Below are 12,765 nucleotides of genomic sequence, written 5' to 3'. Positions count from 1 at the left end.
TATATAGTGTAATCTGCTGCAAAGGACGTTTAAGGTGCCGGGAAATCGAATCGCTGCAGCATCTCGACGGTTTCAAACAGCGGCAGGCCCATTACACCGGAGTAGCTGCCGCTAATGCGTTCAATAAAAGCGGCGGCTTGACCCTGAATGGCATAACCGCCCGCCTTATCGATATATTCATGCGTCTGCAGATAGCGTTTGATGCGAACTTCATCGAGTTTTGCAAATTGTACGGTCGAGGTGGAAAGCGTCACTTCAATATGTTCGGATCGGGCGATTGCCACGGCGGTCAGGACTTGATGTTCACGGCCGGACAACTCGCGCAGCATACTGGCTGCCTGATCGCTACTTTCAGGCTTGCCGAAAATTTTTCCGTCGAGCGTCACAGTCGTATCCGCTGCCAATACAGGTTGCGGCTGCAAGTTGCGGTATTGCAGCGCGTCAAAACCGGATCTGGCCTTTTCACGGCTAAGGCGCTGGACATACAGCTCGGGAGTCTCATCTGCCCGCGGTGTTTCATCGACATCGATCTGGCGACGCCTGTCGGAGCGTAGTAGCAGCAGTTCAAAGTGAACGCCGATCTGTTTGAGCAGTTCGCGGCGGCGCGGGCTTTGCGATGCCAGATAGAGGTAGGGATGTCTGGTACTCATGGTATGACCTATTCGCGATGATAAGGGTGATTGTGCATCAGACTGTGTGCGCGGTACAACTGTTCGGCGAGTAGTACGCGCACAAAGGCGTGTGGCAGTGTAAATGCAGACAAGGCCATTAATTGGCCTGCCGATTGCTTGACCGAGTCGTGCAACCCGTCTGCGCCACCGATAATGAATGCGACGTCGCGTCCCTCGCCCATCCAATCCTTCAACTGACCGGCCAGCTGTTTGGTGGTGGGCATCGCGCCGTGCTCATCGAGTGCAATGCGCCGGCAAGCCGGTGGCAGTGCATTCAGGATGCGCGCGGCTTCTGCTTCCATGATCTGCTGAGTGGACTTTCCAGTGGTGCGCGGTTCGGGTTTGATTTCCAGCAGTTCGATCTTTGCTTCGCGCGGCATGCGCTTGGCGTACTCGTTAAAACCCGTCGTGATCCAGTCGGGCATTTTGTGCCCGACGGTTACGATCAACAGCTTCATGCTTATTCTGGCAGTTGCGCCAGTTTAGGGCGTGCGGCTTGTGCGCGGCTCCACAGTTCTTCCAGATTGTAATAGGCGCGCGTGGCAGGTTGCATGATGTGTACCAGTACTTCGCCTAAGTCCACCAGCACCCATTCGCCGCTTTCTTCGCCTTCGCGGCCATACACTTCTTCACCCATTTCTTTGAGCTTGACGACGACATTGTCGGCCAGTGCCTTGGTCTGACGGGTTGATGTGGCTGAGGCGATAATCATGCGGTCGAACAGCGAACTGAGTTTGCTGGTGTCGATGACGGTGATGTCGGTGGCCTTGATGTCTTCGAGAGCGGCAACAACGGCGAGAGTTTTTTCTTCAGTAGTTAACATGATATGTATAAGTGATGTTGATAAATGTAGTTTGCCACAGTTGCGGGCAATAAATAACGGATGGTGCGATTTTCTGCTACCCGTGAGCGGATTAGCGTGGCGGAGATTTCCAGTTTTGGAATGGCCAGCTCAGCAATGCCGCCATAGGGGTGTTGCGATAAATAATCCACGCTGCATAAGCGCTGCTGGTAATGTTCGCGTAGCTTTGGGCTTGCGCTGTGTATGCGCTCCTCCAGCGTGAAGCCCGGACGATAGCCGACGACGATATGGGCGAGATCCAGAATCTGCTCCCACTCGTGCCAGGTGTGCAACTGTAAAAACGCATCGCCGCCCATTAAAAGGCATAACGGTTGATTTTCGCCGAATTCAGCGCGCAATTCCCGCAGGGTATGTACGGTAAAACATTTAGCGCTACGCAGCACTTCACGCTCATCCAGAACGAAGGCTGGCTGATCCGCTATCGCAAGTTGCACCATCGCGCTGCGATGCAGTGCTGATACTTGCGGCGTGTCACGGTGCGGCGGGTTGCCAGCCGGGATGAAGCGGATGTGCTGCAAGTTGGCCAGTTCCAGCATCTCCTCGGCCAGACGCAAGTGACCGTAATGGATCGGGTCAAATGTGCCGCCTAAGATACCGATAGGTTTCAACTAAAGCGCCAGTCGGCGAATGTCGGACAGCACCTGTGCGAGGTAGGCGGTGAAACGCGCTGCGGCCGCCCCGTCGATCACGCGATGATCGTAGGAGACCGACAGCGGCAGCATCAGACGCGGCACAAATACACCGTCCTGATACACGGGTTTCATGGCCGAGCGCGATACACCCAGAATAGCGACTTCAGGCGCATTGATAATCGGCGTAAACGCCGTGCCACCGATGCCGCCCAGACTGGAAATCGTGAAGCAACCGCCCTGCATATCCGCTGCGGTAATTTTCTTGTCGCGTGCGCGCGTCGAAATTTCGCCAAGCTCGGTGGCCAGTTGCACGATGCCCTTTTTGTCTACATCGCGCAGCACCGGCACCATCAGTCCATCCGGCGTATCGACCGCGACACCGATATGGAAATATTGCTTCAATATCAGATTGTCGCCGTCCAGCGAGGCGTTGAACTTGGGGAATTTCTGCAAGGCCGCCACCACCGCTTTGAGCATGAAGGCCAGCGGCGTGATCTTGATGTTTTGCTTGGCGTACTCTGTACCCAGTTGCTTGCGGAAGGCTTCCATCTCGGTGATATCCGCCTCGTCAAATTGCGTGACATGCGGAATCGTCACCCAGTTGCGATGCAGATTTGCGCCGGAAATTTTCTGGATACGGGACAGCGGACGGGTTTCGATCGTGCCGAATTTCGCAAAATCGAATACCGGCATATCCAGCACCTGCAGGCCGTTACCGCCTGCCGCACCGCGCGGTTGGGCAAGCGCGGCCTTAATGAAGTTCTGCACATCTTCTTTGGTGACGCGGCCCTTTTCACCGCTGCCCTTGATTTGTGCGATGTCCGCACCCAGTTCGCGGGCAAACCGGCGGATGGCCGGGCTTGCGTGTGCTTTGCCCGAGGATACAACGGACTGCACTGTTTGAGCGACAACGGCGACCGGTGCAGCGACTGGTGCGACGATTACCGGCGCTGCAACCGGTGCAGCTGCTGGAGCCGCAGCATCGCTGCTTTCCATGACCAGAATCAGCGAACCGCGCGACACTTTGTCGCCGATTTCAACGTGTAACTCCTTGACGATGCCGGAGTAGGGTGAGGGGACATCCATCGCCGCCTTGTCTGTTTCCAGCGTCAACAGGGTATCTTCTTCGTTGATTGTGTCGCCAACTTTCACCATGACTTCGATAACGCTGACGCCCTTGTAGTCGCCGATATCCGGCACTAAAACCTGTTTTATTTCTGCCACGTGTCTCTCCTAACCTTAAACCGTCACTGGATTGGGTTTTTCTGGATTGATGTTGTAAAGCGCAATCGCCCGGCTGACCTCGGATGCATCCACGGTGCCTTCATCGGCCAATGCTTTGAGTGCTGCAACGGTGATGTAAAAACGATCGACTTCGAAGAATTGGCGCAAGTTTTTACGCGTATCCGAACGACCGAAACCGTCTGTGCCCAAGACCTTAAAGTGATTAGGCAGGAAGCCGCGAATCTGGTCGGCAAATGAACGCATGTAGTCAGTTGCCGCGATGACCGGGCCGTCACGGTCCGCCATGCATTGCTCGACATGGCTAAAGCGCGGTTGCTCTTCCGGATGCAGCATATTCCAGCGTTCGCAGTCGATACCGTCGCGACGCAATTCGGAGAAGCTGGTCACGCTCCAAATGTCTGAACTGACGCCAAAGTCGCTTTCCAGCAATTGAGCCGCTTCAATGACTTCGCGTAGGATGGTGCCACTGCCCATCAGTTGGACTACCGGTTTTACCTGGCTGCTCTCTGCGGTATCCTGAACGCCGGCTTCTTTGAGCAGATACATGCCCTTGAGTATGCCGACTTCCGCGCCTTCCGGCATCGCGGGATGGGCGTAGTTTTCGTTCATCAGTGTCAGGTAGTAGAACACGTCTTCCTGTTCGATATACATGCGGCGCATACCGTCGTGAATGATGACCGCCAACTCGTACGCGAAGGTCGGATCATAGGACACGCAGTTCGGGATCATTGCCGACATCAGATGGCTGTGACCATCCTGATGCTGCAAGCCTTCGCCGTTCAGCGTGGTGCGTCCGGCCGTGCCCCCTAGCATAAAGCCGCGGGCACGCATGTCGCCTGCCGCCCAGGCCAGATCGCCGATACGCTGGAAGCCGAACATCGAATAGTAGATGTAGAACGGCAGCATGGCTTTGCCGTGGTTGGCATAGGCGGTTGCCGCAGCGATCCACGAGGACATCGCGCCGGCTTCATTGATGCCTTCCTGCAAGATCTGACCTGTTTTGTCTTCCTTGTAGAACATCAGCTGATCGGCATCCTGCGGGGTGTACAGCTGACCCACTTGCGAGAAAATGCCTAACTGACGGAACATGCCTTCCATACCGAAGGTGCGGGATTCATCCGGCACAATCGGCACGACCTGACGGCCGATATTTTTGTCTTTGACTAAAATGCCCAGCATGCGCACGAAGGCCATGGTGGTGGAAATTTCGCGGCCGTCAGTGCTTTTCAGCAGTGAATCGAAGGCAGAGAGTTCAGGGATCTTCAGCGCTTCGGTTGCCGGATTGCGCGCGGGTACCGAACCCATCTGACCCATGCGCTCCTGCAGATATTTCATTTCCAGGCTGTCAGCGGGCGGGCGATAGAAATTCAGACTGGCTACTTCCGCATCATTCAATGGAATATTGAAGCGATCGCGGAATTTGAGCAGCACTTGTCCTGCCATCTTTTTTTGCTGATGGGTGATGTTCTGTGCTTCGCCAGCCTCGCCCATGCCGTAACCCTTGACAGTTTTGGCCAGAATGACGGTAGGCTGACCCGTATGTTTGGAGGCGGCGGCATACGCGGCATACACTTTGTGCGGATCATGACCGCCGCGATTCAGACGCCAGATTTCGGCATCCGACATGTCGGCTACCATTTCCAGCAATTCCGGATATTTACCGAAGAAGTGTTCGCGCACATAGGCGCCATCCTTCGATTTGTAAGTTTGATATTCGCCGTCCACGACTTCCTGCATGCGTTTTTGCAGCAGGCCGTTCTTGTCTTTGGCGAACAAGCGATCCCACTGGCCGCCCCAGACGACTTTGATGACGTTCCAGCCGGCACCGCGGAATACGCCTTCGAGTTCCTGAATGATCTTGCCGTTGCCGCGCACCGGACCGTCGAGACGCTGCAAGTTGCAGTTAATCACAAAAATCAAGTTGTCGAGTTTCTCGCGTCCTGCCATCGAGACTGCGCCTAAGGATTCCGGTTCATCCGTCTCGCCGTCGCCCAAATAGGCCCAGACCTTACGTCCGTCGGTCTGTACTAGGCCGCGATGCTGCAGATAGCGCATGAAACGCGCCTGATAAATCGCCATCAGCGGCCCGAGTCCCATCGATACGGTCGGGAATTGCCAGAAATTCGGCATCAGCCACGGGTGAGGGTAGGACGACAGGCCATCGCCTGCCGCTTCCTGACGGAATTTGTACATCTGCTCTTCTGAAATGCGGCCTTCGAGATAAGCGCGCGCGTAAACGCCGGGGGAGGAGTGACCCTGGAAATACACCAGATCGCCGCCGTGCGTGTCGGTCTTGCCGTGGAAAAAATGGTTGAATGCCACGTCGTACAGGGTTGCCGCTGACGCGAAGCTTGCGATATGCCCGCCTAATTCGGATGAGTCGCGATTGGCATTGAGCACCAGCGCCATTGCGTTCCAGCGCATCAGCGCGCGGATGCGGTGCTCCAGTTCTCTGTTGCCGGTTGAGCGCTCTTCATCACCCAGCGCAATGCTGTTGCAATACGGCGTTGTCGCGCTAAATGGGACGCCGGCGCCGGAGCTGCGCGCCTTGTCGATCAACTGACCCAGCAGAAAATGGGCGCGCTCGGCGCCTTCATTCTTCAGTACGGATTCCAGCGCATCGAGCCATTCTTGGGTTTCTTGCGGATCATTGTCAGGTAAGTTCGCCATCTTCCACTCTCTCACTTAAAGTTATTCTTATGGAACTATCCGACCCGTTAAAAATCAGGACGGATAAACTCCCTGTTACATTCTATGGTTTCAGCTTCGGTGACAATCCGGTCGACTTTGATATCCGTCGCTTCTTGCGGGATAGATGTCACGATTTGCAGCCCATATGCCGCCGTCACCAGCGCGGTGCGGTGCGTGATATGCGCGAGCAGCTTGTCGTAAAAACCGCCACCGTAACCCAGTCGCGCGCCGTTTCGGCAAAACGCAATTCCGGGCAACAGGACGAATTCTACCTCATTTATGTCATCTAGCCGTTCACAGCGTTCGATGACAGGTTCCCGAATGCCCCATAAACCTGATGCAAGCTGGTTTTCAAGGTCGTCCACCCGGTACAGGTCCAGCGTGTTGGTCAGCCGATTTACCTTAGGCAAAGCCAGTTGCTTCCCCTCCGCCAACACCCGTTCTACCCATAGATCGCTGGCATATTCGCTGCCGAAGTTCATGTAGCCCAGCACCGTGGTGGCCTGCCGGTATTCCGGCAACTGGAGCAGGCGCTCTGTGATCGCGGCGTTGTACGCTGCGCGCACCTGAGCGTGCAGTTGCTCGCGGGCGGCCAGTATGTTTTTGCGGATAGCTTGCTTAATCGCCTGCATTTTTGTTACGCATTTTTTAACCCAAAAACAGCCGGTAGGCCGGGTTATCGGTCTCGTCGTAATACGGATAACCTAAGGTGTCGAGAAATTCGGTGAAGGCTAATTTGTCGTGATCGGGCACCTGCATGCCGACCAGCACGCGGCCGTAGTCTGCGCCGTGGTTGCGATAGTGGAACAGGCTGATGTTCCAGTTGTGATTCATACTGTTCAAAAATTGCATCAGCGCGCCCGGGCGTTCCGGAAATTCGAAACGGAACAGGATTTCGTTCTTTGCATCGGGCGCATGGCCGCCGACCAGATGGCGCAGGTGCAGTTTGGCCATTTCGTTGTCGGATAAATCCAGTGTCGGCAGCTTGTGGGCTTGCAGTTTTTCTACCAGTTCATCGGTTTCCTGCTGGTTGCGCACCTGTATGCCGACAAAGACCTGCGCGGCCTTGGGGTTGGCAAAGCGGTAGTTGAATTCGGTGATGTTGCGTTTGCCAAGTTGCGTGCAAAACTTGCGGAAACTGCCCGGCGTTTCGGGGATCGTCACGGCCAGTATGGATTCGCGCTTCTCGCCGATATCGGCGCGTTCAGCGACAAAACGCAACCGGTCAAAATTCATGTTTGCGCCGCAGGCGATCGCTACCAGCGCCTCGCCCTTGATGCCTTCGCGAGCCGCATACAGTTTTGCACCCGCAATCGCCAGTGCGCCGGCAGGTTCCAGAATCGAGCGGGTATCTTCAAACACATCTTTTAAGGCGGCACAGGTCTCATCGGTGTTCACCAGTATGATTTCGTCGACTAACTCCTGGCACAAGCGGAAAGTCTCGATGCCGACCTGCTTGACGGCCACGCCGTCGGCGAACAGGCCGACATGATCGAGCGTGACGCGCGCGCCCGTCTTGAGCGACTGTGCCATTGCATCCGAATCCACCGGTTGTACGCCGATGATCTTGATGTCGGGACGCAGCGCCTTGACGTAGGCCGCTACGCCGGAAATCAGTCCGCCGCCGCCAATCGCGCAGAAAATCGCGTGTATCGGCTGAGTGCGTTGGCGCAAGATTTCCATACCGATGGTGCCCTGTCCTGCGATGACATCCGGATCGTCATAGGGGTGAACAAACGTCATGCCGTTCTGCTGTTCAAGCTCCAGTGCATGGGCGTAGGCATCGGAATAGGAGTCGCCGAACAGCACCACTTTTGCACCGCGACCGGCGACCGCCTGAATTTTTATTTGTGGCGTGGTGGTGGGCATCACAATCACCGCTTTGCAGCCGAGTTTATGTGCGGAGAGGGCAACGCCCTGCGCGTGATTTCCTGCGGAAGCTGCGATGACGCCTTTTTTAAGTTGCTCGGCGGTGAGCTGAGCCATCTTGTTGTAAGCGCCGCGCAGTTTGAAGGAAAACACCGGCTGCATGTCCTCGCGCTTGAGCAAGATCGTATTGCCGGTGCGAGCCGACAGATTCGGGGCGAGCTCCAGCGGGGTTTCAATCGCCACGTCATACACGCGGGCGTTCAGGATGCGTTTCAGATAATCGTTCATGTTGTGTTCATTATACTTTTCAGGCGCGAAGATTAGCATAAAAGCGCGCTTATCTCTTGCGAGGCGGGGTGAAATCGGTTCAAATGCGATGCATGGAAAAACAGCACGGCATTATCATACAAACCGAAGTGAAATACCTGCCAGATCAGTCCGATGAAAAGGCGGATCGATTTGTATTCTCCTATACGATCAGTATCACCAATCTGGGCACGGTCGCGGCAAGGCTCATCAGTCGTCACTGGGTGATCACCGATGCGTATAGCCATGTTCAGGAAGTGCGAGGGCAGGGCGTGGTGGGTGAGCAGCCGATGTTGCAGCGAAATCAGAGTTTTGAATACACCAGCGGCACGGTGCTGGCAACGCAGGTCGGCACGATGCGCGGCAGCTATCTGATGCGCGGTGAGGACGGAGAAGATTTTAATGTCGAAATTCCAGAGTTCGTGTTGAGTGTGCCGCGTGTTCTTCATTAATATTTCTGCGCGAACGCGCGCCGTTGGCATCACACTGCTGTTGCTGGCGGCCTGTACGGGAGTGCCCAAGCCACCGGTTGTTGTACCCCCTGTTGCGATACCCCCAGTGATTCCGGCGGTCGTAACGCCTGCCGCCCCCTTTGCGGTCAGTAAATGGGAGATGCTGCCCGACTGGCTGAAAACAGATTTGCAGCCGAGTTGGACGGCCTTCATGCAAGGGTGTCATGCGCTGAAAAACAAGCCTGACTGGCGTGAGGTGTGCGGGCGGGCGGGCGAACTGGTCAAACCGGATAACGAGGCGGTGAGGCAGTTTTTCGAAGGTGCTTTCACCCCTTATCAGGTATTCAATCCCGATGGCACGGCCAACGGGTTGATTACCGGTTACTACGAGCCAAGATTGTCCGGCAGTCGCAGTAAGACCTCTCGTTTTAAATATCCGCTGTATGCCGCGCCTGACGATCTGCTGACGATTGATCTCTCCGGGGTTTATCCGCAACTCAAAGATCTGCGTCTGCGCGGTCGTTTGGAGGGGCGCCGCATCGTGCCTTATTACAATCGTGCCGGCATTGACGAGGGGCATGGCGCATTGCGGGTTCTGTTCTGGGTGGACAATGCCGTTGACCTGTTTTTCTTGCAAATACAGGGTTCCGGGCGCATCGAGCTGCCGGACGGGCATCTGATCAAAGTCGGTTATGCCGACCAGAACGGGCATCCTTATGTCTCTATCGGTAAGAAGCTGATCGAGGCGGGAGAATTGAGCGCCGATCAGGCGTCCATGCAGGGTATCAAGCACTGGGCGGAGAAAAATCCCGCCAAATTGACGGCGTTGCTGGAACAGAATCCAAGCTACGTTTTTTTCAGGGAGCTGCCGGAGAATTTGTCAGCCCCACTGGGTGCGCTTGGTGTGCCGCTGACCGAGCAATACTCGATTGCGATCGATCCGCGCACCATTCCGCTGGGTGCCCCGGTGTTTCTGTCCACCACCTATCCGAATACCCCTGAGCCTTTGAATCGCCTGATGCTTGCTCAAGATACCGGTGGCGCGATTAGGGGGGCGGTGCGTGCCGACTTCTTCTGGGGTTTTGGTGATCAGGCGGGCGCTCAGGCCGGTCGCATGAAACAACGCGGTCAGATGTGGGTGCTGTTTCCTAAAGGCGCCGAGCCTGCGCTCAACTGATGAGGCATTCGCAGTCGTGGCTGCGTTGGCCGGCCTGATGCACCGCCGCATAGGCACGCTGGAGTAAGTCCTCTGCCGTTGATTCCCTTTGCGGAATCAGCGTGATGCCGCCGATGCAGATGGTCAGTATGCCCTCGGGTGAATCGCTGTGCGGGATATTCAGCGCGCGTATCTGATCGCGAAGTTTAGTCAAATGTTGTTTCATGCCTTCCGCGCTGTCACCCATCGATGCGATGGCAAATTCATCTCTGTTGTATCGAGTGACGCAGTCCGAATTGCGTGCAAACGATTTGGCGATGCGATCGCCTACCATGCGCAAGCACGCATCTCCGGCGGCGAGGCCATATCGCTCATTAAAACGCTTGAATTGATCGGGATTGACCATCAGTACCGATAGCAGGCTGTGAGTGCGTTTTGCCGTTTGCAGCATACCGGTGAGTTGTTCATCAAAATGCAGCCGATCGCTGATGCCCGGCAGCGGGGGCGATTTTTGTTTGAGCGCGGCGTGCAAATGCAGGTTCGACTGGCGCAAATTTTGCTCTTGTATTACGCGGGCGGTGACGTCTTTCTGGATGCCGACGAAATGGGTCAATTCGCCCGTTTTGTCCCGTATTGGCGAAATGCTCAGTTCATTCCAGAACAGGGTGCCGTCGCGGCGATAATTGCGCAGGGTCACCAAGCAGCTTACCCCTGTGAGGAGTGACTCGCGCAGTACGGCGATTTCGGCCTGATCGGTGTCCGTTCCTTGCAGAAATCTCACCGGTTTGCCGATCAGTTCTGCTGCGCTATAGCCGGACAGTTTTTCAAATCCGGCATTGACATAAATCAGTGGCCAATCCTGTTGCCGGGCATCTGCAATGGTGATGCCGTCGTGCAGCTGGTCAACCGCTTGCGCGAGCAGGTCGGAGGAAATGAGCGGGGGAAAATCCATGCTGTGTGCCTATTTTTTAGCGGCCTCGTTTAAATGTTTCTCCAGTTCTTCGGCGGGCAGGTAACCTGGCACTTGTGTGCCGTCGGCAAAAATCAGGTTGGGCGTGCCGTTGACCTGTTTTTCGCGGCCAAATGCCATGACCTTGTCGGTGGGCGTTTTGCAGGCGATGCTCGCTGCCGCGATTCCTTTGAGCATCAAATCGTCCCAGGTCTTGGCAGGATCTTTAGCGCAGCGCACATTGCGTACAATCTCTTCCGAACCCGGGAAGATCGGATACAGGAACATATACAGCGTGACGTCGCTGACTTTGGATAACTCTTTTTCCAGCTTCTTGCAGTAGCCGCATTGCGGGTCGGTAAAATACGCCAGTTTGCGTTTACCGTTGCCTTTTACTCTTTTAACGGCCAGTTCCAGCGGGAGCTTGTCGAAATTAAACAGCTGACGGCGGCGCTGCTCTGTTAAATCGGTGCGGTTCTTGACATCGATGACGCTGCCGTCGATCAGGTAGAGGCCGAGTTCGTCGGTGTACAACACTTTGTCGCCGATCATGATTTCGTATAGCCCTGCGTAAGGGGTTTTCGCGATGTGTTCGAGTTTGCCGACTTTTCCTTGCAGGGACTGGCGGATTTCAGCTTCGCCGGCGTTGGCGGCAGAGCAGGCGAGTAATAATAACAGCGATAGTATTTTATTCATATTATTCAATTTGTTAGTTAAATGCGTGTCGCATCAGGGCTTTTTTCAGAGGAACGAGATGATTCGTGGCATTTAAACCCGCATTGCGTAAGCTGCGCAATAGCGGGTCGTCGTTGCAAAACAGGTTTTTAAGCGCATAAGTGGTGCCCTGCATGGTTGCGATGTCTTCGCGTCGTTTGCGATCGTAGCGGCGCAGCAGTTGCGCATCGCCGCAGTCGGCACAGCCGCCGCGATTGATTAAGAGTTCTGCCAGCTGGCGCGCATCGCGAAAACCGGTATTGACGCCTTGTCCTGCCAGCGGATGCATATTGTGGGCGGCGTCCCCTATCAGCGCCACGCGCGGCGCGCTGATATGCGGCAGCGTCAGCAGTCTAAGCGGAAACGCGGCGGCCGCTGTGACAATAGTTAGCTTGCCCAAGGTGTGTTGAGAGGCTATCTCGACGTGTTCGCAGAGCGCGTCATTGGTGAGCGCCATTAAGTCAGAGGATTTATCGGGTGTCACCGACCATACCATTGAGACCCGATTGCCCGGCAGCGGCAGCAAGGCCAAGATGCCGTCCGGCGCAAACCATTGGTGGGCAATGCCACGGTGCGACAATTCGCAGTTGAAATTGGCAACCACGCCGTGGTGCTGATAATCGACGGGGGCGGCACTGATGCCTGCCTGATTTCGCACCCAGGAATTGCGTCCGTCAGCACCGACGACAAGGCCCGCACTTAAGGTTGAGCCGTCTTCAAGGGTAAGTTCGGCGGCATCTTGTGCGAAGGTGAGTGCGGCGCAGCGGGCCGGGTGAATAAAATCCAGATGGTCCTGCGTCTGCAAAACCTGCCATAGCGCGTGTTGCAGGTGGCGATTTTCCAGTATGCAGGCAAGTTCCGTGACGCCCATCTGATAGGCGGAAAATTCCAGTTTTGAGTCGATATCACCGAATACGCGCATTGCTTCAACAGGTGCGATGCGCGCGCGATTGAGTAGTGGCCAGACGCCTGATTGTTCGAGGAAAGTGCGGCTGCCGGGGCTGATCGCGTAAATCCGACTGTCCCAGTCGTCGGTTGCCGTCGTCGTATCGGGCGGCATGCCAGCTTCGACCAGTGCCAGCGTAAGGCCGCTGTCCTTCAATGCAGCCGCCAGACTGGCGCCCACCAATCCTCCGCCGACGATTACCACATCGTATTTTTTCGAGGTTTTCATAGGTTCGAATCATAGCGATATTTTCCATGCTTGTCCGCTTGCTT

Annotated in this window: 13 protein-coding genes; 2 read left to right on the top strand and 11 right to left on the bottom strand. The window is 55.6% G+C overall.

Annotated elements, in window-relative coordinates:
• Positions 1-29: 29 nt before the first annotated feature.
• The 8 genes from GALF_RS13335 to ilvA are packed head-to-tail and all read right to left on the bottom strand — an operon-like array spanning position 30 to position 8,258.
• Positions 30-650 carry a Maf family protein gene (locus GALF_RS13335; protein ID WP_013294590.1) on the bottom strand — a complete coding sequence of 207 codons (621 nt, stop codon included), beginning with the start codon at positions 648-650 and terminating at the stop codon, positions 30-32.
• An 8-nt stretch (positions 651-658) separates the two neighbouring features.
• Positions 659-1,129 (bottom strand): 23S rRNA (pseudouridine(1915)-N(3))-methyltransferase RlmH, encoded by a 471-nt coding sequence (gene rlmH / locus GALF_RS13330; protein ID WP_013294589.1) that lies wholly within the window; start codon positions 1,127-1,129, stop codon positions 659-661.
• Between the two features lie 2 nt (positions 1,130-1,131).
• On the bottom strand, positions 1,132-1,494 hold the full coding sequence (gene rsfS, locus GALF_RS13325) for a ribosome silencing factor (RefSeq protein WP_013294588.1): 363 nt from the start codon (positions 1,492-1,494) through the stop codon (positions 1,132-1,134).
• Positions 1,488-2,141: a nicotinate-nucleotide adenylyltransferase gene (gene nadD / locus GALF_RS13320; RefSeq protein ID WP_013294587.1), complete on the bottom strand. Its 654-nt coding sequence runs from the start codon at positions 2,139-2,141 to the stop codon at positions 1,488-1,490. Before nadD ends, rsfS begins: the two co-directional genes overlap by 7 nt.
• Entirely contained in the window at positions 2,142-3,389 is a 1,248-nt protein-coding gene (gene aceF, locus GALF_RS13315; protein WP_013294586.1) for a dihydrolipoyllysine-residue acetyltransferase, read from the bottom strand.
• A gap of 15 nt (positions 3,390-3,404) precedes the next feature.
• The gene (gene aceE / locus GALF_RS13310) at positions 3,405-6,080 is read right to left on the bottom strand and encodes a pyruvate dehydrogenase (acetyl-transferring), homodimeric type (protein ID WP_013294585.1); all 2,676 of its coding nucleotides are present in this window, start codon (positions 6,078-6,080) and stop codon (positions 3,405-3,407) included.
• 47 nt (positions 6,081-6,127) lie between these two features.
• Complete coding sequence (locus GALF_RS13305; protein ID WP_013294584.1) at positions 6,128-6,733, bottom strand: 5-formyltetrahydrofolate cyclo-ligase; 606 nt, start codon at positions 6,731-6,733, stop codon at positions 6,128-6,130.
• A 16-nt stretch (positions 6,734-6,749) separates the two neighbouring features.
• On the bottom strand, positions 6,750-8,258 hold the full coding sequence (gene ilvA, locus GALF_RS13300) for a threonine ammonia-lyase, biosynthetic (protein WP_013294583.1): 1,509 nt from the start codon (positions 8,256-8,258) through the stop codon (positions 6,750-6,752).
• A gap of 92 nt (positions 8,259-8,350) precedes the next feature.
• Here ilvA and apaG point away from each other — a divergent pair, with 92 nt between their 5' ends.
• Positions 8,351-8,728 (top strand): Co2+/Mg2+ efflux protein ApaG, encoded by a 378-nt coding sequence (apaG, locus tag GALF_RS13295; protein ID WP_013294582.1) that lies wholly within the window; start codon positions 8,351-8,353, stop codon positions 8,726-8,728.
• Positions 8,715-9,905, top strand: a complete 1,191-nt coding sequence (gene mltA, locus GALF_RS13290) for a murein transglycosylase A (RefSeq protein ID WP_013294581.1) — start codon at positions 8,715-8,717, stop codon at positions 9,903-9,905. The genes apaG and mltA overlap by 14 nt, the downstream gene beginning before the upstream one ends.
• Here mltA and GALF_RS13285 read toward each other — a convergent pair.
• The 3 genes from GALF_RS13285 to GALF_RS13275 are packed head-to-tail and all read right to left on the bottom strand — an operon-like array spanning position 9,898 to position 12,721.
• Positions 9,898-10,836 carry a diguanylate cyclase domain-containing protein gene (locus GALF_RS13285; protein WP_013294580.1) on the bottom strand — a complete coding sequence of 313 codons (939 nt, stop codon included), beginning with the start codon at positions 10,834-10,836 and terminating at the stop codon, positions 9,898-9,900. The genes mltA and GALF_RS13285 overlap by 8 nt on opposite strands.
• Positions 10,837-10,845: 9 nt before the next feature.
• Entirely contained in the window at positions 10,846-11,529 is a 684-nt protein-coding gene (locus GALF_RS13280; RefSeq protein ID WP_013294579.1) for a DsbC family protein, read from the bottom strand.
• A 13-nt stretch (positions 11,530-11,542) separates the two neighbouring features.
• Entirely contained in the window at positions 11,543-12,721 is a 1,179-nt protein-coding gene (locus GALF_RS13275) for a UbiH/UbiF family hydroxylase (RefSeq protein WP_013294578.1), read from the bottom strand.
• Positions 12,722-12,765 lie beyond the last annotated feature (44 nt).

Origin of the sequence: Gallionella capsiferriformans ES-2 (assembly GCF_000145255.1) — a bacterium.
Taxonomy (GTDB): Bacteria; Pseudomonadota; Gammaproteobacteria; order Burkholderiales; family Gallionellaceae; genus Gallionella; species Gallionella capsiferriformans.
Note: the sequence above shows the minus strand (reverse complement) of the source record. Positions and strands in the feature narration are given on the sequence as shown.